The 24839-nt window shown below is 60.3% G+C and carries 21 protein-coding genes, 4 tRNA genes and 2 pseudogenes; 8 read left to right on the forward strand and 19 right to left on the reverse strand.

All coding sequences use genetic code 11. From position 1 onward, the window contains the following. Position 1: 1 nt before the first annotated feature. The 6 genes and pseudogenes from kdsB to AB4N73_RS14205 all read right to left on the reverse strand — a co-directional run. Positions 2-763, reverse strand: a pseudogene (kdsB, locus tag AB4N73_RS14180) (3-deoxy-manno-octulosonate cytidylyltransferase); the annotation flags it as partial. Continuing rightward, positions 760-945 (reverse strand): Trm112 family protein, encoded by a 186-nt coding sequence (locus AB4N73_RS14185; RefSeq protein ID WP_003179363.1) that lies wholly within the window; start codon positions 943-945, stop codon positions 760-762. The gene AB4N73_RS14185 and the pseudogene kdsB, both read right to left, overlap by 4 nt. Before the next feature lie 23 nt (positions 946-968). After that, complete coding sequence (gene lpxK, locus AB4N73_RS14190; protein ID WP_252886646.1) at positions 969-1979, reverse strand: tetraacyldisaccharide 4'-kinase; 1011 nt, start codon at positions 1977-1979, stop codon at positions 969-971. Continuing rightward, positions 1979-2407: an ExbD/TolR family protein gene (locus AB4N73_RS14195; protein ID WP_460142217.1), complete on the reverse strand. Its 429-nt coding sequence runs from the start codon at positions 2405-2407 to the stop codon at positions 1979-1981. The genes lpxK and AB4N73_RS14195 overlap by 1 nt, the downstream gene beginning before the upstream one ends. Beyond that, entirely contained in the window at positions 2404-3039 is a 636-nt protein-coding gene (locus AB4N73_RS14200; RefSeq protein ID WP_016771007.1) for a MotA/TolQ/ExbB proton channel family protein, read from the reverse strand. Before AB4N73_RS14200 ends, AB4N73_RS14195 begins: the two co-directional genes overlap by 4 nt. 101 nt (positions 3040-3140) lie before the next feature. Then, a complete protein-coding gene (locus AB4N73_RS14205) occupies positions 3141-5375 on the reverse strand; it encodes a DNA internalization-related competence protein ComEC/Rec2 (protein WP_460142218.1) in 2235 nt (744 codons plus the stop codon). A 136-nt stretch (positions 5376-5511) separates the two neighbouring features. Between AB4N73_RS14205 and AB4N73_RS14210 the strand changes: the two genes are divergently transcribed. After that, positions 5512-6030 carry a DUF2062 domain-containing protein gene (locus AB4N73_RS14210; RefSeq protein ID WP_039760200.1) on the forward strand — a complete coding sequence of 173 codons (519 nt, stop codon included), beginning with the start codon at positions 5512-5514 and terminating at the stop codon, positions 6028-6030. A 139-nt stretch (positions 6031-6169) separates the two neighbouring features. On the opposite strand, the gene AB4N73_RS14215 is transcribed toward AB4N73_RS14210, so the two are convergent. From AB4N73_RS14215 to AB4N73_RS14230, 4 genes are all read right to left on the reverse strand, one after another. After that, complete coding sequence (locus AB4N73_RS14215; protein WP_056788203.1) at positions 6170-6949, reverse strand: ABC transporter permease; 780 nt, start codon at positions 6947-6949, stop codon at positions 6170-6172. Continuing rightward, a complete protein-coding gene (locus AB4N73_RS14220; RefSeq protein WP_076563818.1) occupies positions 6946-7878 on the reverse strand; it encodes an ABC transporter ATP-binding protein in 933 nt (310 codons plus the stop codon). Before AB4N73_RS14220 ends, AB4N73_RS14215 begins: the two co-directional genes overlap by 4 nt. 133 nt (positions 7879-8011) lie before the next feature. Next, a complete protein-coding gene (locus AB4N73_RS14225; RefSeq protein WP_305381319.1) occupies positions 8012-8635 on the reverse strand; it encodes a glutathione S-transferase family protein in 624 nt (207 codons plus the stop codon). A gap of 43 nt (positions 8636-8678) precedes the next feature. Beyond that, complete coding sequence (locus AB4N73_RS14230; RefSeq protein ID WP_122507604.1) at positions 8679-9338, reverse strand: transglutaminase-like domain-containing protein; 660 nt, start codon at positions 9336-9338, stop codon at positions 8679-8681. 247 nt (positions 9339-9585) lie between these two features. Here AB4N73_RS14230 and AB4N73_RS14235 point away from each other — a divergent pair, with 247 nt between their 5' ends. Both AB4N73_RS14235 and AB4N73_RS14240 read left to right on the forward strand, forming a co-directional pair. Next, complete coding sequence (locus tag AB4N73_RS14235; protein ID WP_460142219.1) at positions 9586-12033, forward strand: acyl-CoA dehydrogenase; 2448 nt, start codon at positions 9586-9588, stop codon at positions 12031-12033. A gap of 73 nt (positions 12034-12106) precedes the next feature. Then, positions 12107-12514, forward strand: a complete 408-nt coding sequence (locus AB4N73_RS14240; protein WP_007967565.1) for a PA2817 family protein — start codon at positions 12107-12109, stop codon at positions 12512-12514. Positions 12515-13147: 633 nt separating this feature from the next. Here AB4N73_RS14240 and AB4N73_RS14245 read toward each other — a convergent pair. After that, positions 13148-14146, reverse strand: a complete 999-nt coding sequence (locus tag AB4N73_RS14245; protein WP_095181607.1) for a LysR family transcriptional regulator — start codon at positions 14144-14146, stop codon at positions 13148-13150. 89 nt (positions 14147-14235) lie between these two features. On the opposite strand from AB4N73_RS14245, the gene AB4N73_RS14250 reads away from it, so the two are divergent. The 4 genes from AB4N73_RS14250 to AB4N73_RS14265 all read left to right on the forward strand — a co-directional run bounded on the left by AB4N73_RS14250 (position 14236) and on the right by AB4N73_RS14265 (position 18289). Beyond that, on the forward strand, positions 14236-14862 hold the full coding sequence (locus AB4N73_RS14250) for an alanyl-tRNA editing protein (RefSeq protein ID WP_056788187.1): 627 nt from the start codon (positions 14236-14238) through the stop codon (positions 14860-14862). 90 nt (positions 14863-14952) lie between these two features. Continuing rightward, complete coding sequence (locus AB4N73_RS14255; protein ID WP_095181606.1) at positions 14953-15723, forward strand: 2OG-Fe(II) oxygenase; 771 nt, start codon at positions 14953-14955, stop codon at positions 15721-15723. A 1-nt stretch (position 15724) separates the two neighbouring features. Further along, positions 15725-16363 carry a LysE family translocator gene (locus AB4N73_RS14260; protein WP_042610677.1) on the forward strand — a complete coding sequence of 213 codons (639 nt, stop codon included), beginning with the start codon at positions 15725-15727 and terminating at the stop codon, positions 16361-16363. A 186-nt stretch (positions 16364-16549) separates the two neighbouring features. Further along, positions 16550-18289 carry a dipeptidase gene (locus tag AB4N73_RS14265; RefSeq protein WP_460142220.1) on the forward strand — a complete coding sequence of 580 codons (1740 nt, stop codon included), beginning with the start codon at positions 16550-16552 and terminating at the stop codon, positions 18287-18289. A gap of 135 nt (positions 18290-18424) precedes the next feature. On the opposite strand, the gene AB4N73_RS14270 is transcribed toward AB4N73_RS14265, so the two are convergent. From AB4N73_RS14270 to AB4N73_RS14285, 4 genes are all read right to left on the reverse strand, one after another. Then, positions 18425-18500: transfer RNA gene (locus tag AB4N73_RS14270), tRNA-Gly, on the reverse strand. Between the two features lie 3 nt (positions 18501-18503). Continuing rightward, positions 18504-18579 (reverse strand) — tRNA-Glu (locus tag AB4N73_RS14275). A 104-nt stretch (positions 18580-18683) separates the two neighbouring features. Further along, a tRNA-Gly gene (locus AB4N73_RS14280) sits at positions 18684-18759 on the reverse strand. Between the two features lie 2 nt (positions 18760-18761). Then, positions 18762-18837, reverse strand: a tRNA-Glu gene (locus AB4N73_RS14285). 384 nt (positions 18838-19221) lie between these two features. Here AB4N73_RS14285 and AB4N73_RS14290 point away from each other — a divergent pair. Beyond that, positions 19222-19980 carry a hypothetical protein gene (locus tag AB4N73_RS14290; protein WP_039764159.1) on the forward strand — a complete coding sequence of 253 codons (759 nt, stop codon included), beginning with the start codon at positions 19222-19224 and terminating at the stop codon, positions 19978-19980. Between the two features lie 254 nt (positions 19981-20234). Here AB4N73_RS14290 and AB4N73_RS14295 read toward each other — a convergent pair whose 3' ends face one another. From AB4N73_RS14295 to AB4N73_RS14310, 4 genes and pseudogenes are all read right to left on the reverse strand, one after another. Beyond that, positions 20235-21116 (reverse strand): methyl-accepting chemotaxis protein, encoded by an 882-nt coding sequence (locus tag AB4N73_RS14295; protein WP_460143592.1) that lies wholly within the window; start codon positions 21114-21116, stop codon positions 20235-20237. Then, positions 21096-22202, reverse strand: a pseudogene (locus tag AB4N73_RS14300) (HAMP domain-containing protein); the annotation flags it as partial. The pseudogene AB4N73_RS14300 and the gene AB4N73_RS14295, both read right to left, overlap by 21 nt. 108 nt (positions 22203-22310) lie before the next feature. Next, positions 22311-23711, reverse strand: a complete 1401-nt coding sequence (locus tag AB4N73_RS14305; protein ID WP_423664917.1) for an aminotransferase-like domain-containing protein — start codon at positions 23709-23711, stop codon at positions 22311-22313. Between the two features lie 191 nt (positions 23712-23902). Continuing rightward, positions 23903-24664: an SDR family oxidoreductase gene (locus AB4N73_RS14310; RefSeq protein WP_315436179.1), complete on the reverse strand. Its 762-nt coding sequence runs from the start codon at positions 24662-24664 to the stop codon at positions 23903-23905. Between the last annotated feature and the right edge of the window lie 175 nt (positions 24665-24839).

A 24839-nucleotide genomic window follows, 5' to 3' on the forward strand; every position in this document is an offset into this window, starting at 1 on the left:
GGCCCCCCAGCAGGCGACGAACCCGCTCAAGGTCTTCGACGGTGTCGACACCGGTCGGCGGCGCGATCAGCGCGTCGGCAACATGAATGCGCACGCCGTGCCACAGGGCACGCAGTTGCTCGAGGGATTCGGTATTTTCCAGCCAGCACGGCCCCCAGCTCACGAAGTCGTGGAGGAACCCGGCGCGATAGGCATAAATACCGATGTGGCGGCGATAGGGCACGCCTTCCGGCAGTTGCTCGCGGCTCTTGGCAAATGCATCGCGAGCCCAAGGCAAGGTGGCGCGACTGAAAGTCAGCGCGAGGCCGTTGATGTCGCTGGCGACCTTGACCACGTTGGGGTTGAACAGGGTTTCCACGTCTTCGATCGGCTCAGCCAGCGTGGCCATGCGCGCTTCGGTGTGAGCGGCCAGGTTAGCGGCGACCTGATCAATCACGCTTGGCGGAATCAGCGGCTCATCGCCCTGGACGTTGACCACGATCGCATCAGGCGCAAGACCGAGTTTCGCTGCGACCTCGGCCAGACGATCGGTGCCGGAATTGTGATCTTCACGGGTCAGCACCACTTCGGCGCCGAAGCTTCTGCAGGCCTCGACGATGCGCGCATCGTCAGTCGCGACAACCACACGGCTGGCGCTGCTTTTGCTCGCCTGTTCCCAGACATGCTGGATCATCGGCTTGCCGGCAATATCCAGCAACGGCTTGCCCGGCAGACGGGTCGAGGCGAACCGCGACGGGATGACAACGGTGAAGGCTGTGGTCATTTATCCAGGCGCTCGTCGGTGGTCAGGGTGCGCGCTTCGCTTTCCAGCATCACCGGGATGCCGTCGCGGATCGGGTACGCCAGACCAGCGCCCTTGCTGATCAGCTCGGTCTTGTCGGCACTGAGCTTGAGCGGGCCTTTGCACACGGGGCAAGCGAGGATGTCGAGCAATTTGGTGTCCATGAACATTCCCAGAAATAAAAGAGTTAAGGCAGCAGACGATCCGGCAACAGGCGCATCAGCTGAGTGTCGAACCAGGCCACGAAGGCTGGCGACGGCACGGCATCGACCGCCAGATACCACCAGTCGGCAGCAGCAAAGGCACGGCACTTCACCGCGTCCTTTTCGGTCATCACCAACGGCAATGACGGGGTGAAATTCAAAGCCTGCACGCTGTACTCGGCGTGGTCGGCAAATGCATGCGGGACTGGCCGCCAGTCTAGCGCTTCGAGGGTATTGAAGAAACGTTGCGGGTTGCCGATCCCGGCCACCGCATGCAGCGCTTGCCCCGGCGGGAAATGCTCCAGTGACTGACGTTCGCCGCTGCGCAGATTGACCAGGGCCGTGGGTTGCAGGCGGAAGGCGAAACCATCGTCGCGATCATCAAGGGCACCGTTGAACAGCACGCCATCGACACTTTGCAGGCGCTCGACCGGCTCACGCAACGGCCCGGCCGGCAGACAGCGCTGATTGCCCAGTCCGCGCGCGGCATCGATCAGCACCAGTTCCAGATCCCGCGCGAGGCGATAATGCTGCATGCCGTCGTCAGACAGAATCAGGTCCAGCGGCTCACTGGCAATCAAGGCTTTGACGGCGGCGCTGCGATCAGGGTCGATCATCAGCGGCACACCAGTGCGCTGGACGATCAGCAGCGGCTCGTCACCGGCAACCTCGGCGCTGTGCTCGGCCTCGACCCGCCACGGCAGGTGCGGCGGTTTGGCGCCGTAACCGCGGCTGACCACGCCGACGCGCAGTCCACGGCGTCGGCAATGTTCGATCAGCCAGAGAATCATCGGCGTCTTGCCGGTGCCACCGACGGTGATATTGCCGACCACGATCAGCGGCACGGGCGATTGGTAGATCTCTCCGTCACCGTCGAGAAAGCGCTGACGCTTGTTGATCACCACGCGGCGATACAGCATTTCCAGCGGCCGCAGCAGCGTCAGGGCCGGGTGCCCCTGATACCACGCGGCGAGCAGGCGATCGGACAGGCTCATCAGGATTTCGGCGCCGCCTCGACCGTGGTCATGCGCAGATGGCTGAAACCGAGCTTGCCGGCCGCGTCCATGGCAGTGATCACCGATTGATGCTGGGCCTTGCCATCGGCACTGATCGACAACGGCATGTTGGTGTCGCCGTTGGATTCTTTCTGCATGGCTTCCATCAGCGTCGGCAGATCATTTTTCGGCAGAATCTTGTTGTTCACCGAGAACACGCCTTCGGCACTGATCGCGACGTCCAGCTGTTTGACCTGCTGATCTTCGGCGGGCGAACCGCTGACCGCTTCCGGCAGATTCACGCGCAGCTGGGTTTCCCGAGTGAAAGTGGTAGTGACCACGAAAAACAGCAGCAGGATAAACACCACGTCGATCAGCGACGCGAGGTTGATGTCCACGGTTTCCCGGGGCTTTCGACGGAATTTCACGCTTTGCCCTCGGCCAGATCGACATCACGGTCGCCCTGCACCACTTCCACCAGTTTGATCGCTTCCTGCTCCATACCGACCACCAGCTCGTCGATACGACGTTGCAGGAAGCGGTGGAAGAACACCGCCGGAATACCGACCATCAGGCCCGCTGCGGTCGTGATCAGCGCTTTGGAAATACCGCCGGCCAGTACCGAAGCATTGGTGGTCATGCCGGAACCGGTGAAGGCACTGAAAATGTCGATCATGCCCAGCACGGTGCCGAGCAGGCCGAGCAATGGCGCCATGGCCGCGATGGTGCCGAGGGCGTTGATGTAGCGTTCGAGTTCATGAATGACCCGCGCAGCAGCCTCTTCGATGCACTCTTTCATGATCTCGCGACCATGCTTGGAATTGGCCAGGCCTGCGGCGAGGATTTCCCCCAGCGGCGAGTTGGCGCGCAACTCCTTGAGTTTTTCCTTGTTGAGCTGCTTGTCCTTGATCCAGACCCAGACCTGACCCAGCAGATGCTCGGGGGTGACGCGACTGGCGCGTAGTGTCCACAGGCGCTCGGCGACGATCGCCATGGCCGCGATGGAACTCAGAATGATCGGCAACATCATCCAGCCGCCGGATTTGACCAATTCCCACACAGTGACAGTCCCCTCGAAAAAGTGCGCCACTTTACCATACCGATCCGCGATTAAGACCCGCCGCCCCGACGACCGTGAGGTGGCACCCATGCTGGCACCGATCAACGGCCCGGGACCGGCGGATCGCGCCAGAAACGCCGCTGTTGCCGCATCGTCCACGGCGGCTTGAAGCTGCCCAGTTGCAAATGAATGGCACCTTGTTCGGCGCTGTCGTAGATGCGCAGACCTTGCTTGCGGTAGCGCGCCAGCACGGTGGGATGCGGATGACCGAAGGAGTTGCCGTGGCCACGGGAGATCAGCACTGATTCCGGCTGCAAGGCTTTCAACAGCGCCATCGACGATGAACTGCGACTGCCGTGATGTGGCGATTGCAGCCACTGCGTCGGCACGGCCAGTGGGCTGTCGAGCAGAACGCGCTCGGCGTGAATGTCGATGTCGCCGGTGAGCAGCAGGCGTTCACCGTTGGCTTCGATCTGCAATACACAGGAGCGCTGGTTGCTGTCATCGGCCGCCGACCATTGCCAGAGCTGGAACTGCACGCCATCCCACTGCCACTGTTCGCCACTTGCGCAGGCTTCGGCGTTCAGCTCCGGCGGCAGGTTTGGCGGATCGCCGCTGACCACGCGGTGCACGTTCAATCCACGCATGACCGCCCGGGCGCCGCCAGCGTGATCGGCGTCAGCGTGGCTGAGCAGCATTAAGTCGAGCGCTTGCACATTGAGTTTACGTAACGCTGGCAATACCACTCGCTCGCCGAGATCGAACTCGCCGAAACGCGGGCCGGCGTCATAGAGCAATGCGTGATGTCGCGTGCGCACAAAAATCGCCAAGCCTTGGCCGACGTCGATTTGCCAGACATCGGCTCGCCCTTCCTCTATTCGCTCTTGAGGCGGCAGTGCCAAGAGCAACAGCAGCGGCCAGCCCATCGGACGCATTGGCACGCCACGGGGCAACAGCAATAAAATGGCGCCAAGGCTGCCCAGGACCAAAGCCCACCATGGAATGGCGGCCGGTATCCACGCCGGCCATTGCCCGGCAATCAGCGCCAGCCCGATAAACAGCCAGTCGATCAAACCACCGGCCAGCCACAACAGTCCTTCGCCAACATAAGGCACGGGCAGCAATAGCGTGCCGAGCAATGCCGGCGGCAGCACCACGAGGCTGACCCACGGAACGGCCAGCAGATTGGCTACAGGCCCGCTGACGCTGATGGGCAAGCTCAACGCCAGCAACACCGGACACAAGCCGATCGCGATCAGCCACTGCGCGCGGGTCCAGGTCTGCCACCAGCGCCAAGCCCCAAGCCGCCCGCCGAAAGTGAAGATCAACACTGCCACCGCCGCGAAAGACAGCCAGAAGCCGGGACGCAAACTGGCCAGTGGATCGAACAACAGCACGCCATTGAACGCCAGCAATAACGGCCACCACGCGCCGAGATGGCGAAAACGCAGCCGCCACAGCAGCACCAGCGTCACCATCACGCAGGCGCGCTGCACCGGCACATCGAACCCGGCGAGCAAGCCGTAACCCAACGCCGCCGCGAATGCCAGGCCACACGCCCACGGCAACCATGGCCAGCGCACCGGCCAGATTCCGAAACGCGCCAGCCCGGCAACCAGCAGATACATCACTGCGGCGAGCAAACCGATGTGCTGGCCGGAGATCACCAGCAGATGCACGGTGCCGGTGTCTTGCAGAATCTGCCAGTCCTCGCGACTCAGCCCCGAACCGTCGCCAAGCACCAGCGCCGCCAGCGCGCCCTCGCGTCCTTGCGTATCGGCCGCCAGCAGGCGCTGGCGAACGCCGTCGCGCCATGCATACCGGGCCTCAGCCAGGCGCTGGCCATCCTTGATCGTGCCGGTTGCGCCGATCCGTTGCGCGAGCAGCCAGGCCTCGTAATCGAAGGCGTGCGGGTTGAGCAGGCCACCCGGGTGCTTCAATTTCACCGCCAGTCGCCAGCGTTCGCCGCTGTTGACCGGCGGCCCGGCGTACCAGGCCAGGCGCAGCAGCGATGGCAGTTTTTCGTGGCGTGAGCGCGCATCAGCCAGCTCGAAACGCACCACGCCATCGCTGTGCTGCGGTAAGCCGACCACGCGCCCTTCAAGCCAACGGGTTTCGCCGTCCAGGCTCGGTGGCAAGCGGTCATTTAGCGCCCACTGCGCGCCAACGCAGGCCCAGGTAAAGCCAAACAGCAAAAATGCCAGTGGAAAGCTGCGAAACGGCAGCAACATCAGCGCCACCATTGGCAGCACCAGCAACCAACCGACCGGCGGCAAGGCCGGCAAAAAAACCGGGGCCAGCAGACCGACTGCCAGCGCCATCATCCCTGTGCGCATATGCCCGTCCTTGAGAGTCCCCCCACTAGGCATAGCCGGTCTGCGGCACCACCGTCGTCAACAATTGTCACAAAGTCTGAATGGGCGGTTCGTAGAATCCAGACATACTTGCCGCCTTAACCGACCGAGAAGCCCTATGCCCCGGCGCTTATTCAAACGTTACATGCCCGACCCGACGAGCATCAGGGAACACAAATCCTTACGCTTTCTCGGCACGTTGCTGCATGACCCTAACCTCTGGCATCTCAACCGCCACTCGGTCGCCCGGGCGATGGCGGTCGGCCTGTTTGCGGCATTCCTGCCGATCCCGGCACAGATGCTGGTAGCGGCGGCATTGGCGGTGATGGTGCGCGGCAATATGCCAATCGCGGTGAGCCTGGTCTGGCTGACCAATCCGATCACCATGCCGGCGGTGTTTTTCTGCACCTACCAGGCCGGGGCGTTCCTGATGGATGTGCCGGCGCGGCATCTGCCGGACGAGTTGACCTGGGAATGGATCAGCGGTGAGCTGTCGACATTGTGGCAGCCGTTTTTATTGGGCTCGGTGGTTGTTGGCCTGGTGCTGGGCGTCCTCGCCTATTTTCTGGTGATGCTGTACTGGCGCTGGTGGGTGGCGCGGCAATGGCGGCGGCGCAAGCAAAGTCGGCAGAAATGAAAGCAAAACGGCCTCCGCGATGGGAGGCCGTTTTTTGTTGTGTCTGGGCTGGCCCCTTCGCGAGCAGGCTCGCTCCCACAGAGAACATCATTCCAATGTGGGAGCGAGCCTGCTCGCGAAGAAAGCGACGCGGTCGGGATCAGGTACGCATCCCGCGCCCGCTCACCAACAACCGCGCACAGCCGAGATACAGCACCACGGTCGCCACCAGCATGAAGGTGATGGCGATGCCTATACGGATATCCGAGACACCAAGGATGCCGTAGCGGAAGGCGTTGACCATGTGCAGCACCGGGTTGGCCAGCGACACGGTCTGCCAGAACGGTGGCAGCAAAGTGATCGAGTAGAACACGCCGCCCAGGTAAGTCAGCGGGGTCAGCACAAAGGTCGGGATGATCGAAATATCATCGAAGTTGCGCGCAAACACCGCGTTGATAAAGCCCAGCAGCGAAAAGATCGTCGCGGTCAGTACCACCACAAGGATGGTCACGCCGAGGTGATGCACCTGCAGATGGGTGAAGAACAGCGACAGGATCGTCACGATCAGACCCACCGCCAGACCGCGCAATACCCCACCAATGGTGAAGCCGATCAGGATCGTGTGCGGTGACACCGGCGAGACCATCAGCTCTTCGATCGAGCGCTGGAACTTGCTGCCGAAAAAGCTCGAGACCACGTTGCCGTAGGAGTTGGTGATCACTGACATCATGATCAGACCCGGCACGATGTACTCCATGTAGGTGAAGCCACCCATGTCGCCGATCTGTCGGCCGATCAGGTTGCCGAAAATCACGAAGTACAGAACCATGGTGATCGCCGGCGGCAGCAACGTCTGCGGCCAGATCCGCATGAAGCGTTTGACCTCGCGGTAGACGATGGTTTGCAGGGCGACGAGGTTGGGACCGAACTCGGAACTCATACCGCCACCTTCGACAGATTTTTCTCCACCAGGGACACGAACAACTCCTCAAGGCGATTGGTTTTGTTGCGCAGGCTCAGCACTTCGATGTTCTGCTGCGCCAACTGGGTGAACAGCGCCGTGATGCCCATGGATTTGTCGACCTGCACTTCCAGGGTGTGGCCGTCGAGCAATCGGGCCGGGTAGCCGAGCAATTGCGGCGCAACGTGCAAGTCGTGTTTCAGGTCGAGCAAAAAGGTTTCCACGTGCAACTGGCCCAGCAACTGTTTCATGCTGGTGTTTTCGACGATGGTGCCGTGGTCGATGATGCCGATGTTGCGGCACAGCTGCTCGGCCTCTTCCAGATAATGCGTGGTCAGGATGATGGTGATGCCTTTCTGGTTCAGCTCGGTGAGGAAGGTCCACATCGAACGGCGCAGCTCGATGTCGACGCCCGCAGTCGGTTCATCAAGAATAAGCAGACGCGGTTCGTGCACCAGTGCACGAGCGATCATCAAACGACGTTTCATGCCGCCGGACAGCGAACGCGACGGCACATCGCGCTTGTCCCACAGGCCCAGCTGGGTCAGGTACTGCTCGGCGCGTTCCTTGGCGACTTTCGCCGGAATGCCGTAGTAACCGGCCTGGGTCACGACGATGTCGAAGGTCTTTTCGAACTGGTTGAAGTTGAATTCCTGCGGCACCACGCCGATCGAGCGCTTGAGCGCCGCCGGGTTCTTGTCCAGGTCATGGCCGAAAATATTCACGGTGCCGCTGGTCTTGTTGACCAGGGTCGAGAGGATGCCGATGGTTGTGGATTTGCCGGCGCCGTTGGGGCCGAGCAAGGCGAAAAAGTCACCTTCGGCGACGTCCAGATCGATACCACTCAAGGCCTGGAACCCGTTGCCGTAGGTTTTGGTTAGCTGCCGGATGGACAGAGCGGAACTCATATCGGATTTACGCACCAAGAAGGAAGGAAAGAAGTAAATAAGGGCGGACGGCGAGGGAAACAACCGCGGCGCAAGTTCGCAATGGTGCTTGCCGCCGCCGCACAAGTACAGTCAAGTGTGTCGATAGTAATTATCAAGTCAACGCGGTCATGACCGCTTTCTGATAGGCCACACGCTGCTTCAAACGTTCATACCAGGCTTGCAGATGCGGTTGCGGGGCGCGCTCGATGGGCATTTCGAACCAGGCATAGATGAAACTGCCCAACGGGATGTCGCCCATGCCGATGTCATTGCCGGAGAGATAAGGCTGGCTGATCAAGGCGTGGTCGGCCATGTTCAGCAGTTCATCGCATTCCTTGATCGCGGCGTTGATCGCCTTCCAGTCCTGCTTCTCGGCAGGCGTGCGCAGCACACCCCAGAACACCGTGCGAAACGGCCCGGCGAAACTCGACGTGGTCCAGTCCATCCATTTGTCCGCCGTGGCGCGGGCTTGCGCATCCGCCGGGTACCAAGCGCTGTCTGGGGCGTGCTTGGCCAGCAGGTAGCGAACGATGGCGTTGGATTCCCAAAGCACGAAACCGTCATCCTCGATCACGGGCACCCGGCCATTGGGGTTCATCGCGCGGTACTCGGGCGTATCGACCACACCGAACGCGCCGCCGGCATCGATGGCCTCGTAAGCCAAGCCCAACTCTTCGGCAGCCCACAAGGGCTTTCTGACGTTCGATGAATTTTTCCGTCCCCAGATCTTCAGCATGACCGCCTCTTTGCAAGTGAGTGGACGGCCAGCATACGCCGGATCAGGTGCGACTCAAATCAGTCTGCATGTCGCCCAACAGCACCGGCAGTTGCTCACTGAACAGATGCGGATAGCACTTTTGCAGGTGCTCGAAGAAGAACGTTTCCGGCACATCGGTGAACTGGCCGTGATCGAGCAGATATTCCATCAACTGCGCGCCATCACGGTTGAACGGGTGGAAAACGCTGTCGTTGACCCCGTCGAATTCCAGCGCTGCGACGTTGAACAGCTCGCACAGTTGCTGGTTGAACGCCGGCGTCGCCTTGACCCAGCGGCCGTCGAGAAACAGCTCGGTGTAGCCATGCATGGCGAACACGTCGCTTTTCAGCAACTCGAGCAGACGCGGCGTCGACAAATGATTGCGCACATCGGCCAGACCGATGCGCGCCGGGATCCCGCAATGCCGGGCACAACCGGCGAGCAGCGTAGCTTTCGGCACGCAATAACTCTCCCCCGCCGCCAGTGCGTAACTGCCACACAAAGTTTGCGGATCACGACTGAAGGTGTAGGGGTTGTAGCGCACCGCCTCGCGCACGGCGTAATACAGACTGATCGCCTGCTCACGCGGATCGTTACTGGCGCCGCGATGCTGCTCGGCGAACTCCACCACCGCCGGGTGGTCACTATCGATGAAGCGGCCGGGGCTCAGATACTCGTGCATGACGGCAATCTCCTGGGTAAGCCACGAGTCTAGCGACAGCCTGAGCACAGAGATAACGACGTTTCGGCCAAACCTGAAAGCAAAGCTGCGCAGCAACGAACGATTTCCCACACGTGTTGCCCACCGAACCTACGAAAACCATCCGGGGTTTCCCACGATTTCAATCACCATGCTCTGACCACCCTTATTTGCAGATGCCGTCTAAGCTGTGGAGGGTCGATTTGCCTTGGTTCACGGAGGACTGAATATGCTGTTGTTGTGGATACTGGTTTTGATCGTCGGCGTGGCGTATCTCGCCCATCGACGCATCGCCCCGCTGCCCGCGTTGGGCATCGTTGCGGCCTATCTCGTCGCCATGGGGATTTTCAGTCACGCGCCGGGCTGGCTGCTGTTTGTCTTCTGGGTCCTGTTGGCGGTGGTCGCCGCGCCATTGTTGCTGCCTGACCTGCGCCGCAAGCACTTCACCGCGCCGCTGTTCAACTGGTTCCAGAAAACCCTGCCGCCCATGTCGCAGACCGAACGCGACGCGATCGATGCTGGCACCGTATGGTGGGACGGCGAGCTGTTCAGCGGCCGTCCGGACTGGGACAAACTGCTGTCCTATCCAAAAGTGCAACTGAGCGAAGAAGAACAAGCCTTCATCGACGGCCCGACCGAAGAACTCTGCGCAATGGTCAGCGACTGGCAGATCGGCCAGTCCATGGACCTGCCGCCCGAGGCCTGGACGCACATCAAGGAACATGGCTTTTTCGCCCTGATCATTCCCAAGGAATACGGCGGCAAAGGCTTCTCGGCCTACGCTCACTCACAAGTGGCAATGAAACTGGCGACGCGCAGCGGTGACCTCGCCTCTACCGTGATGGTCCCGAACTCCCTCGGCCCGGCCGAATTGCTGCTGCATTACGGCACCGACGAACAACGTAATCACTACCTGCCGCGCCTGGCCCGTGGCGACGATATTCCGTGCTTCGCCCTCACCGGCCCGCTGGCCGGTTCCGATGCCGGCGCGATGCCCGACACCGGGATCATCTGCAAAGGCCAGTGGGAAGGACAGGAAGTCATCGGCCTGCGCCTGAACTGGGAAAAGCGCTACATCACCCTCGGCCCGGTCGCGACCCTGCTTGGCCTGGCATTCAAGGCTTATGACCCGGATCACCTGCTCGGTGAAGAAGAGGACCTCGGCATCAGTCTGGCGCTGATCCCGACCGATACCGCAGGTGTGGAAATCGGTCGTCGGCACCTGCCGCTGGGCGCCGCGTTCATGAACGGCCCGAACTCCGGCAAGGACGTGTTCATTCCGCTGGACTACCTCATCGGTGGTGAGGAAATGCTCGGCAAAGGCTGGATGATGCTGATGAACTGCCTGTCCGTCGGGCGTTCGATCTCGCTGCCAGCCGTGGGCACCGGCGCGGCCAAGTTCACCAGTCTGGTCACTGGTCAGTACGCGCAGATTCGCGAGCAATTCAATGTGCCGCTGTCCGCTTTCGAAGGTATCCAGGAAGCCATGGCGCGCATCGGCGGTAACGCGTGGATGATGGACGCCGCCCGCATGCTCACCGCCAACGCGGTGGACCTGGGTGAAAAACCCTCGGTGCTGTCGGCGATCCTCAAATACCACCTCACCGAACGCGGCCGCGAATGCATCAGCCACGCCATGGATGTGCATGGTGGTAAAGCGATCATCATGGGGCCGAACAACTACCTGGGCCGCAGCTGGAACGGCGCGCCGATCTTCATCACCGTCGAAGGCGCGAACATCCTGTCGCGCAACCTGATGATCTTCGGTCAGGGCGCGATCCGTTGCCATCCGTTCGTACTCAAGGAAATGGCCCTGGCCGGTCGCGAGGACAAGGATCAGGCACTCAAGGAATTCGACGGTCTGTTGCTCAAGCACATCGGTTTCGCCGTCAGCAATGCCGCCAGCACACTGGTGCTGAACCTCGGCCTTGGTCACTTTGAACATGCGCCGGGCGACAGGATCAGCCAAGGCTACTTCCGCGCGCTGAACCGTCAGGCCGCCGCATTCGCGATGCTCGCCGACTTCAGCATGATGCTCCCGGGCGGCGAACTGAAACGCCGCGAACGCCTGTCGGCGCGCCTCGGCGACGTGCTGAGCAACCTGTATCTGGCCTCTGCGGCGCTCAAGCGTTATCACGACCTGGATTCGCCGGCGTACATGGAACCGCTGTTCCGCTGGGCCATGGAAGAAAGCCTCGGCCAGTCGGAGCGTGCGCTGGATGAACTGCTGAGCAACTTCCCGAACAAAGTCTTCGGCTGCCTGCTGCGGGTCATCGTCTTCCCGTTCGGGCGCCGTCACAAAGGCCCATCGGACAAACTCGGCGCCGAAGTCGCTGCGGTCATCGGTCGCGCCAAAGGCGATCCGGCCCTCGAAGAATTGCTCGCCGGCTGCTACCGCCCGCAATCGGCGGACGATGCCGTGGGCGCGCTGCAACACGCCAGCGACCTGCTCAATGCCGCGCAACCGCTCCACAAGAAACTGCACACCGCACTGAAGAGCGGCCAGGTCAAACCGGCAGCCGGCGAACACGCCATCGATGCCGCGCTGGAAGCCGGCGTGCTGCAAGCCGTCGAAGCGCAAAGCCTGCGCGACGCCGAAGCGGCCCGCCGCAAGGTGATCGACGTCGACGATTTCGCCAAAGAAGAACTGACCCAGGCAGAGGGCAAAGTCCGCTGAACCCGGTTTATGTGAAAAAACGGCGCGAGGGCTTTATACTCCCGCGCCCGTTTTGCTCTTGAGGACTTATCTCGTGTCCAACGTCGTTGCCGATCATCTCGTGTTGCTCGACCACCTGCGCAGTATCCTGGTCGCCGTAGGTGAGGCCGAACAAGTGCCCGAAGAAAGCCATGCCCTGTTCCTCGAGCGCTTCGACGAACTGCTGGCCTCCCTGCCTATCGACCCTATCGAAAGCCAATACCTGGGCCAGGACATCCTCACCCAAGTCATCACCCGCTACCCGCAAATCGCCCACCTGATCCCACGCGACCTGCTGTGGTTCTTCGCCGGCGACTGCCTGCACTACCTCTCCGACGAAGAAATCGACCTCTACCAGGCCCTCGAAGAACGCCGCTACGAAGCCGAACAGAACGACGAACCGTTCGACTGGAACCAGGAAAAACAACTGCTGGCCATGTCGGCGCAGGACAGCAAGCACTGATATTCGAACACTACTGAAAAGGCCCGCATGGAGATTCCATGCGGGCTTTTTTTTCAAGATCAAAAGCCCCCTCACCCTAGCCCTCTCCCGGAGGGAGAGGGGACTGACCGCTTTGTTTGGACGAGGTCCCCAGTCTGAATTACCGAGTCGAATGAGATTTCGAAAAGCCAAAAAATCGGCTCCCTCTCCCTGGGGAGAGGGCTGGGGTGAGGGAAAAATTCACCACAAAAACAGCCAGACACCACCCGCCCCTCACCACTCAAAACAATGAGCGCAAGCTCGAGTACCGCTCTTGATCTTGATCCACAAGCGACCTCGGAAGGCTGAGCGGAGGGATTGATCCGGGCGTGGGAGCGCAGCGACCGTACGACGCAGTCGTACACAGCGAGTGTAGGTGCAGCGAAGCAAACCGTAGCCGCTGCGCCCGGATCGATCCCGCAGCGAAGGAACCCGAGCCTGCGAGGGCCGAACGTAGGAGCTAGCGTTTTTTGCTTACTTTTTTAGGCGCTTGTAAAAAAGTAAGTCGCCGTAAGGGCGAAACCCTAAGCAGCCGTTACCGCAGAAACGGATATTCACCCAAACCACCAGAGCATGGTCGGCCCAAAGGCCGCCAAGCCCCCCCAAAAAAAAACCTCAAAGCAACCCCTCACCCTCCGGCAGCTCATACGCCACAGCCAAATTGCCCCCGCCCACCGACTTCCCGGGCCTACCCAACGTCGGCTCCTTCTGCAAACACTCCACCAGATAATCAATAAACACCCGCAACTTCGGCGGCAGATAACGCGTCGGCGAATGCAGCAACCACAACCCACCATGATAAGAGGCAAGAAACGTCCAGTCCGGCAACACCTGCACAATCAACTTCTGCTCCAACGCATAACGCGCCGTGAAATACGGCAGACTGCCAATCCCGATGTGCTGCAACACCGCCCCCAAGCGCACACCCGTGTGATTGGCGGCATAGCGCCCACGCACGCCGACCGTCACCGCCTTGCTGCCCTTCTTGAATTTCCAGCGCGCATCGCTCGGTGTTTCGCCAAGATAAATACAACTGTGATTGAGCAAATCATGAGGATGCGTCGGCGTGCCATGTTCGGCCAGGTATTGCGGCGTGGCGCAAAGCAAATGATCGATGGTCAGCAACTGCCGCCCGACCAGACCGGCCGGTGGACGATCAGTGATGCGAATCGCCAGATCGACATGATCATCGATCAGATCGACCTGACGATCTTCCAGCAACAACTCCACATCAACCTTGGGATAGCGGCGCAGAAACTCCGGCATGTGCGGATGAATCACAAAACGCCCCACCGCCTTCGGCACGCTGACCCGCACCAAGCCTTCAGCTTCGTGGGTGAACTGACCGCTTATTTCCATCACCGACCTGGCCGCGCTGACCATTTCCTGGCAACGCTTGAACACCTCCTCACCACCATCGCTCAAGCGCAGTTTGCGCGTGGTGCGTTGCAGCAAGCGCGTGGCCAACGCCTTTTCCAATCGGGAAATACTGCGACTGACCGCCGAGGGTGAGGAACCCATCTGCCGCGCCGCTTCGGAGAAGCTGCCGGTCTCGACAACCTTGACGAAAATCGCCATTTCACCCAGCAGCGGCAGCGGAAGATTGATGCTCACGACGCACAAGTCCTTTGATGTTCGAATGGATTATCACGTTATTGCACGATTCATATAATAAAAACAGAACTTCGATCAGGGCATGGAATATGACGCTTCGCCTGTTTTTTCACAGTGACGACCTCAAGGCGAATGTCGAAGTCCTCGACTGCACACCCCACGAGAACGAATTCGCCGTAGTGCTGCGCGCCACCCTGTTTCACCCCCAGGGCGGCGGTCAGCCTTGCGATACCGGCTGGATCGGTGAAAGCCGGGTGTCGCGCGTGGTGCAGGAACCGGAGCGCATTGTGCATTTCGTCGACCGCCCGCTGCCGCTGGGCATGACCGTCATCCGTATCGATGAAGAGCGCCGCCGCTTCAATACGCGCATGCACTCGGCCGGGCACCTGATCGGTCATTTCATTCAGGCCATGGGCTGGATGCCGATCAAGGCGCACCACTGGCCGGACGAAGGCCGGGTGCAATTCAAGCCGGGCGATAGCGCTGAAGAAATCGATGCGCCAACCGTGCAAACCGGTATCGAGCAGTGGATCGAACATGATCTGCCGCGCCTGACCTCGCTGCGCGAAGGCGCGCGGGAAATCAGTTTCGGTGAGCTGCCAGCCTATGGCTGCGGTGGCACCCACGTACGCAGCCTGAAGGATCTAGGCACAGTCACGATCGCGTCCCTTTCGCAGAAGAAGGGCACGCTATCCGTCCACTACAGCGTGGATTGAGCATTTCGGACATTGCCATCGCGCAGCGTCCGACGCCGGGGAACCGCACTCGCCGGTTCCGTTGACTATCGATAGATGGACCTAAAAAAAATGATGCTAGACGTCGAGCGTCTCGATGAGACGTGCATAAAAAAACTGGCCAACGAAGAAGTCCTCGCCATCCGCGTCAAACGCTTTCTGCCCGAGCCGCTGGCGATCGAAATTGGCGACAAGATCCTCGCCCCGGGCTTTGAAGGCTACATCAACGCACCGAGCATCGGCCGCATCGGCATGGCCTTTTACGAGGCGGAAAACCAGCCGCTGCTGATCGAGGATTACTTCGAACGCGCCACCCGCAACATCGACGAACTGCGCCAGCGCTGCGCGCCCTACTCTTCGCCGATCGACACGTTGCGCTGCATGCTCGACGAATCCTGGCCCGCCGGCGCGCATCTGGAAAATCTCTACGGGCGCAAGATGTATGTCGGTTTGTCGCGGGTGGTCAAACCGGGCGTGTGCTTTCTTGCTCATCACGACATCTTCGCCAAGGACGCCCCGGACAGTTTTCAGGCGCGCAGTCTCGAGGCGCAATTTGCCTGCAACGTCTACCTGAACATGCCCGCCGAGGGTGGCGCCTTGCAGATGTGGAATGACCACATCACCCCGGATCAATTCGACGAAATGCGCGGCGACAGTTACGGCATCGAGCCGTCACTGCTGGGGCCGCCCGCCCTCGAAGTACGACCGCAGCCCGGCGATTTCATCATGTTCAATTCGCGGCGAATGCACTCGGTCACTCCGGGCGTCGCGGATCCGCGTTTGAGCCTGTCGTTCTTTGTTGGCTATCGCGGCAATGCCTCCCCTCTGACTTTCTGGAGCTGACATGCTTTCCAATTACCTGGGCGAGTTTCTCGCATTGGCCACCATCCACTTTCTCGCCGTGGTAGCACCCGGCCCGGACTTCGCCGTGACCATCCGTCAAAGCGTGCGCTTCGGCCGGCTCGTCGGTATCTGCACTGCGCTGGGCATCGGCGCGGGGATTTCCGTGCATGTGCTGTATACCCTGCTCGGCGTCGGCGCCCTGATGCACACCACGCCGTGGCTGCTGACTGTGGCCAAAGTGGTCGGTGGGGCTTACATCCTCTATCTGGGCGTCAGCCTGATCCGCAGCAAACCGAAGAGCAGCGTCGAAGGTGAAAAAAACGCCGATGAGCCGCTGGTTGAACAGTCACTGTTCAAGGCATTCAGCACCGGTTTTCTGACCAATGCGACCAACCCCAAGGCCACGCTGTTTTTCCTGGCGATCTTCACCACGATCATCAGCGCCAGCACACCGCTGCAGATCCAGGCGTTCTACGGATTGTGGATGTGCTTCGTCAACGCGCTGTGGTTTGTGATCGTCGCGCTGTTTTTCTCCAGCAATAAAGTGCGCCTGCTGTTCATGCGCCTTGGACACTGGTTCGAGCGCAGCATGGGCGTCATCCTGATTCTATTTGCCGGACGCCTGATGCTGTCGATGTAACCCACACAAAAAAGTCCCGGCATCAGCTGCCGGGACTTTTTCATTTGTGCGCCTCTTTTGCATTTCTGTGCGACAGATCAAGTTTGTGACTCCCTCTTCACCTGCTCATGGTGGTAGGTTGCAAAATGTTTCTGCCGCAAGCGTCAGACATATTTTCCCAATCTCTAGCAAAGGAATGCCTGTTACATGGTCTTTTCCCTGAAAAAACTGGCCGCTGCCACTCTGGTCATGGCCAGCCTCGCCACGTTTACCAGCGCCGCACAAGCCAACATCACTGCCGAGCAAAGTGCAGCGATTCTGAAATCCTTTGACGGCAAGAACCTGACGGACTTCCGTAGCTTTCTTGGCAGCCTGGCGAAAAGCGACCTGGCCAAGACGGATAATCTCACCCCGTCCATCAGCGCCTTCCTCGACAACAAGACCCTGAACGCCGAACAGCGGAATGAAATTCACCGTCTGCTAGGCATTTATACCCGCGTGAAATATGGCAAGGCCGCGCTGGAAACCCTGCGCCAACTCGTCGAGATCCCGACCTTCCGCAAGGACGGCGTGGAGCAACACGACAACCCGGAATTCATCAAGATTGCCGGCGAGATCCAGAAACTCGCCGAATCCTTCGGTTTGAAATTCCGCAACATCGATAACCGTGTCTACGAAATCTCTCTGGATGGCAAAGGCGACGAAGTCGTTGGCATTCATGCCCACGCCGATGTGGTGCCGGTGACGCCGGAAAACTGGGTGCTGAAAGATGGCACCAAACTCGACCCGTTCAAAGTCACGCTGATTGGCGATCGCATGTACGGTCGTGGCACAGAGGATGACAAGAATGCGATCGTCGTGGCGCTGTACGCCATGAAAGTGATCAAGGACGAGAAACTGCCACTGGCGCGTAACTTCAAGCTGCTGGTCGACACCACCGAAGAAACCAGCGGCGATGCCATTCCCTATTACTTCGAACGCAACCCGACGCCGAACTACAACATGGCGCTGGACGGCGGTTATCCGGTAGTGATCGCCGAAAAAGGTTACGGCACCGTCATGGCCAACTTTGCCAAACGCAAAGGCGAAGGCAACGGCGCGGAAATCATTTCGATGACCGGCGGCAAGGCGACCAACCAGATCCCATCGGCTTCGGTGGTCACGCTGGTAACCGACAAGCCTGCCGAGCTCGCCGCCAGTCTGCAAAAAGCCGGCGACGCCTACGCCAAAGCCAACGGCGGCGACTTCGAAGTCGCGGCAAAGGTTGATGGCAAAGACGTCAAACTGACCGTGACGGGGGTTTCTGCGCACTCCTCCGAACCAGAGTCCGGCGTCAACCCGGTCGCGCGGATGCTGAGCTTCATCAACAGCCTGGACGGCAAAGTCGCGCTAAAGCACAACCAGTTCACCGATGCCGCACGTTATGCCGATGACAACTGGGGCCTGGATTATCTGGGCAAAAAACTTGGCGTGGGCTTCTCCGATTCGTTCATGGGACCACTGACCACCTCGCTGACCTATGTCGGCGAGGACGACAAAGCCTTCAAACTGGCGGTGAACCTGCGGGTGCCGAAGGGTAAATCCCCGGAAAAGCTCAAGGCTGAGATCGCTGAGAAACTGGACGCCTGGAGCAAGAAGACTCATGTCGCTGTAGCGTTCGACTATTCCGTGGCCAAACCGATGTATCGCAACCCCGAAGGTGAATGGGTCAAGGCGCTGCTTGCCGTAGCCAGCGAAAACCTCGGCATGAAATCGGAATTCGGTACTTCCGCTGGCGCGACGTCGGTTCACGAGTTGCCGAACGGCGTGCAATTCGGCCTGGCGCGACCTGAAGCCAAATACACCGGCCACACCGATGGCGAGTTCAAGACCGTCGATCAGTTCCTGCTGGATCTGCAGATCGTCACGGAAATGATGGGGCGTGTCGGGCAATTGCCGAAGCTGTAAAGCCCTGCCTGAGCCCAGTCACCGATGACCGGGCTCAAAATGAAAAAGGACCTGTGAAAGGTCCTTTTTTATTGCCGCCACAAAACGCGCACAAACAAAAACGCCGATCATCACTGATCGGCGTTTTTGTGAAATTGGAGCGGGAAACGAGACTCGAACTCGCGACCCCGACCTTGGCAAGGTCGTGCTCTACCAACTGAGCTATTCCCGCAAATGGCGTCCCCTAGGGGACTCGAACCCCTGTTACCGCCGTGAAAGGGCGGTGTCCTAGGCCACTAGACGAAGGGGACACGCTACCCGGAACACATGGTGTGTGTTTCGGTGTCCAGATCCGCATCCGAAGATTTGGTTCTGGTTTCACTCAGCACCGCCCGAAAGCACTGCTGTTTAAAATTGGAGCGGGAAACGAGACTCGAACTCGCGACCCCGACCTTGGCAAGGTCGTGCTCTACCAACTGAGCTATTCCCGCATTGGCGTCCCCTAGGGGACTCGAACCCCTGTTACCGCCGTGAAAGGGCGGTGTCCTAGGCCACTAGACGAAGGGGACACACTACAACATTCACTCCCTGCCGCGTTTCGCTGTGTGCTTTACGCTGCAAGTGGCGCGCATTCTATGGATGGATTGAGGGGTCGTCAACCCCCTGATATAAATTTATTTAAATCAATGACTTCGACCTGGATTACGGGCCGCGTAGGGCTTTTCCGTCGTCCGAAACCTGACGCCTATATTCCGCCACCCGCCAAGACGTTATAGTCCACCGCACAGTGATGGCAATCTGCACATCAAGCGCCAGCATTCATCTATACCGCTGGCGGCCGATACAGATTGCAGCAGCCGATCAAACCCGTCGAGCGGCGCTAGGCGCCTAAATGCCCAGCCACTACACTCGCATGCGAACCCTATAAAGAGGTCTTACCGGTGACACCACTCATGATCACCCTGCTAGTCGTAGCCGGGATCGCAATTCTGATCGCCATTGGCTACATGAACCATGTGGTGGAAAACAACAAACTGGAGAAGGCCCGCACCAAAGTCGAACTCAACGACCGCCTGCGCCGCTGCGGCGAACTGACCGAAACCTTCCCCGGCCAGTTCATGACCCCGGCGCTCAAGCTGCTGCTGACCCGCCTGGAACTCAACGTCTGCCAGCGCCTGCTCAATCTGGAAAAGACCAGCGCAACCACCAAGGCCCGCATTACCGAACTGAGCGCCCTCGTTGCCCAAGGCGAATCGATCCCGGTGAACAACCCGCCCGCGCCGATCCTCACCGAAGCCAAAGCCAAAGACGTGCGCTTCCTCCTCGAAGCCCTGCACGGCCAGATCACCCGCGCCGCCCACGACGGCTTCCTGCCACCGAACGAAGCCAAACAATGGATCCGCGAAGTGCGCCACATCCTCGTGCTGCTGCACATCGAATTCTTCAACAACCTCGGCCAACAGTCCCTGCAACAAAACCAACCCGGCCAGGCCCGCCTCGCCTTCGAACGCGGCGTGCAATATCTGCGCAAACAGCAGGACCCGCAGATGTACGCGGAGCAACTGCAATACCTGGAAAAACTCCTCGCCCGAGCGAACGCCCAGGTCATGGACAAGATTGCCCCGGTGGAAGGTGAAGAAAACCAACTGACCGCCGGTTTGAAGGATGTCGAAGCCGATGCGGACTGGAAGAAAAAAGTGATTTACGACTGAGGCGGGAATGCTGGAAGAGAAGCCACCGTTATTGGTGGCTTTTTTGTGGGCGACTTGAAAGAGAATGTGAATTGAAGGCCGCTTTCGCGAGCAGGCTCGCTCCCACATTGGGAAGCAGTGTTCTCAGGTAAAAATCGGTCGGGTGTCAGGCCGCCGTCGCTGGCAAGCCAGCTCCCACAGAACAGCAAAAGCAAGACTGGGCCATCCCCACGCGGCGAAGCCGAGAGCCTGGCCGGCCCGAGGGCCGCCAAGGCTCAAAGCCGAAAATGCCCAACCATCGAGCGCAACTCGCCACCCAACTGCGCCAGCTCAACACTCGAAGCCGCATTCCCGCGCATGGCCACGGAAGAGTGATCCGCACTCGCACGAATCTGCGTAACACTGCGATTGATCTCCTCCGCCACCGAACTCTGCTCCTCCGCCGCCGCCGCGATCTGCTGATTCATCTGCTGAATCAACGACACCGCCGCGGCAATACTCCCCAGCGCACTCTCGGTCTGCAACGCATCACTGACCGCCAGCTTCACCAGTTCGCCACTGCTGCGAATCTGCTGCACCGACGACTGCGCCGCCGCGCGCAGGGCACTGACCAAGCGTTCGATCTCCTCGGTCGATTGCTGCGTACGCCGTGCCAGCGCACGCACTTCATCGGCCACCACCGCAAACCCCCTGCCCTGCTCGCCGGCGCGCGCGGCTTCGATTGCCGCGTTCAGCGCCAACAGATTGGTCTGCTCGGCCACGCTCTTGATCACCTCCAGCACCGTGCCGATATTCTGAATTTCGGCACTGAGGCTCTCGATGCTGGAACTGGCCGAGGTCGCTGAATCCGCCAACTGCTCGATCCGCACCATGCTTTGACGCACCACCTGCTGGCCGCTCTCGACCTTGTCATCCGCCGTCTGCGCCGCCAGCGCCGCCTCTTCGGCATTGCGCGCGACGTCATGTACCGTGGCGGTCATCTGGTTCATGGCGGTGGCGACCTGCTCGGTTTCCTCCTTCTGGCTGTTGACCTCCAGATTGGTCTGCTCGGTCACTGCCGACAGCGATTGCGCGGAACCGGCCAAGCGCTCGATACCGGCCTGCAAGCCGCTGACAATCGTGCCGAGGCCGGCAGCCATCTGCTGCATCGCCAACATCAGCTGACCCATTTCATCGCGGCGCGTCACCTCGACCTTCGCCGTCAGATCACCCGCAGCAATCTGCTGCGCCACGCGAATCACACTGCGCAGCGGCGCAACGATCAGGCGCGTGATCACCCACGCGGCAAGTAATCCGACCAACAAGGCCAGCGCCGAAGAGCCAATGATCAACACCGTGTTCTTTTTCAGCTCCGCCTGCATCGAAGCGTCTTCGGCGACGTAGGCCTGATTGACCCGGTCCACCACCTGCGCCGCGCGCTGATGCAGTTGCTCGTACACAGTTTTTTCTTGCGCCAGCAAACCGGTGTATTCAGCCAGTTTCTCGTTGAATCCGGCGATATGCCCCGACACTTCGTTGAGCACAGTCAGATAGCCCTCGTCCTTGACCGTGGTTTTCAGCGCCTCGGCCTGCTCCTGCGCTTGCGCGGCCTGCTCGATGTTGCCCTGGCCGGCATTGTCGGTATCGCCCTTGCGGCTTTGATCCAGCCGCACGCGCGCCTCGTTCATCGCTTGCAGCATCAGTCGCGAGACCTGACTGACCTGATTCGCCTGTTCGATGAACTGGGCGCCGTCCTTGCCCTCGGTGTCTTTCAACGTATAGGCGCCATCATCGGCCAGCCCGCTCTGCAACACGTCGAGGTTATTGGCCACGCTGGACACCGACCAACTGGCCATCTCCAGCGCGAGGTCCTTGGCCTGGCTCAGCGAGACGAATTCATCGAAGGCCTTGCGATACGCGCCCAGCGCTTGCTCGACATCGCTCATCACCGGCACATTGGCCGGGGAATGTGCCTTGAGCTCGCCGGCTAGAACAACCAGCCCATCGACGCCTTCGCGCAAGGCATCGGCGGTTTTCGGATTGCCGCGCAGGGCGTATTCCTGCTCGAGCAGGCGCACCTTGAGCAGGCCGCTGTTGAGCGCGGACATCTGCTTCAAGCCGTCGAAACGCAGACTGATGGTTTGCAGCGACCAGACGCCGATCGCCGCCACCAACGCAGTCAGCAACAAGACGAGCACAAATCCGATACCCAGTTTTTTCGCCATACCGAGGTTGGCAAAACGTCCTTGCACGGCCGAAATCATTGCGCGTAGTCCCCTGCCAAAGTCTGTTGCCGAAGATTCGCAACGGGCTCGAACCAGCACAAGACTCTGGCGTCGGAATAATGGCAAAAAGCTACGCCCGCGTCGTTTTCAGAATGCTGGAGGTCGATCCGCGCAGGTATTGCGAAAAAACTGCCGCGCCCGTGGGTCGCAGGCACAGGCCACATTGATGCGCTGCCAGTCACCGCACTCACCGCTGGGACTGAAGGCGTCCGCTGCTGACAACTCCAGCCCGCATTGCTGGGCCTGCCTGCGCACCGACGTCTGGTCGCGCAAGCGTGCCCGCGCCCAGATAAACAGCCCGCCAACCGGCTTGCCGAACACTTCCCACTCGGCGTCTTCCAGTGCCTGCAAGGCCGCCGCGCGATCGGCATTCAAGCGCTGACGCTGGCGCTGCACCAGTTTGCGATAGGCGCCGGTCGCCATCAGTCTGGCCAATACCGCCTCGGCCAGCCTCGAACAGCCCAGGCCGCTGATCATCTTGACCTCCGCCAGGCGCTTCAGCAGCTCGCTGTCCGCCAGGACAAAGCCGATCCGCAACGAACTGCTCAGTGTCTTGGAAAAGCTGCCGACATAAATGACCCGGCCGCCATGGTCCAGCGCCGCCAACCGCGTACCGTTGCCGGTGTGCAGATCAGCGTAGACGTCATCTTCGATCACGCGCAGGTCGTAGGTCTTGCTCAACTGCACGATACGCTGGGCCACCGCAGGCGTCAGGCAACTGCCGGTGGGATTGTGGTGATGACTGCCGATGAACAGGGCGCCGGGACGAAACTGACGCAGCACCGACTCGAGCATGTCGATGTCCGGCCCGCTCGGCGTACGACGAACTTCGAGCATCTGTACGCCGTGCAGACGCAACAGGTCAAACAACGGTGCATAACCGGGCGTTTCCACCACCACGCAATCGCCAGCCTTGAACAGGGTGCGCACGATCAGGTCAAGCGCATGACTGGCACCGCTGGTGCTCATAAGCCGGGTATTGCAGGCGTCGATATTCAGCAGTTTCAGACGCTTGGCAATTTGCTCGCGCAACGCTGGCAACCCCAGTGGCGAGCTGTAATTGAACAGGCTGGCCATGTCGGTGCGTGCCACCTCGCGCAGCGCGTAGCTGAGGTCGTCGGGCTCACGCCAGCTCGGCGGCAAGCCTCCTTGCCCCAAAATCAAGCGACTCGTTGCGGCGTCCACCTCATCACGCCATGCGGGGCGGCCCTCGCACGCTGCCCATTCCGAGTCCGCTTCGCGCAATGCCGGCGAGGCCGCGACGATGAATCCCGCGCCCTGGCGCGTGGTCAATACGCCTTGCGAGACCAGGCGCTCGCAGGCTTCGACAACGCACGACTGGCTGAGCAGATTCCCCCGGGCGATTTGCCGTACGGAGGGTAACCGGGTGGCCGGCGGGATGCCGCTTTGCACAATCCAGTCAGTCATTCCGTCGACGATCTGCTGCACGACCGGCACCATTGCCTGTCGGTCAATTCTCAGTTCCATGAGCTCGCAAACTCCTGTCAGTTTTGCTGGCAGCAGTAAATCACAGCCGCACCGCCGAGGCTGTGCGACAACACCGCCAAATGCGCCAGTTCTAACGGTTTGATACACATTGTTTAACGGTATTCACAGGGACCGACCGCGAGGTACAAAAAAACCCGCACGCAGGCGGGTTCTTTGTATTTCGGCAACTTTCAGAACGCTGTTACACCGCCATCCACCGCCAATGAGTGCCCAGTGGTGAACGCTGCGCCATCGCTGCACAGATACAGCACCGCGCTGGCGATTTCCTCGACCTTGCCAATGCGTCCGACCGGGTGCATGGCATTGGCGAATTCGCCCTTCTTCGGGTCAGCTTCGTAGGCGCGGCGGAACATGTCTGTGTCGATTACCGCCGGGCACACTGCGTTGACGCGGATTTTCTTCTTCGCGTATTCGATCGCCGCCGACTTGGTCAGGCCGATCACCGCATGTTTCGACGCCGCGTAGATGCTCATCTTCGGCGCGGCACCCAGCCCGGCCACCGACGCCGTGTTGACGATCGCGCCACCGCCCTGCGCCAACAGCAGCGGCAACTGATACTTCATGCACAGCCAGACGCCTTTGACGTTGACACCCATGATCGCGTCGAATTCGTCCAGCGAACCGTCGGCGAGTTTGCCTTTCTCGATTTCGATGCCGGCGTTGTTGAAGGCATAGTCGAGACGACCGTAGGTATTGATCACCTCATCCATCAGATTTTTCACATCGCTTTCCACCGTCACGTCGCAGCGCACGAAGGACGCTTCGCCACCGGCTGTACGAATCAGCGCCACCGTGCCTTCGCCGCCGGCCGCGTCCAGGTCAGCCACCACCACTTTCAGGCCCTCGGCGGCAAACGCCAGGGCTGTCGCGCGGCCGATGCCGTGGGCGGCCCCCGTGATTACAACCACCTGACCGGAAAACGTCATGCTCATGGGTATGTCCTCGAACGCAAAAACTGGAAGATGTTGGCGTCGCAGCATAGCCAAGGGCAGCGAAAGCGCGTCAGCACTATGCAATCGCTGTTTACAGGCCCATGCGCCGCAGTGATAAAACCCGCCCCGTAACCATCACTGCACTGGATCGACTCGCATTCGCCGTATCAGCCAA

The organism is Pseudomonas sp. S3_B08 (assembly GCF_054667725.1).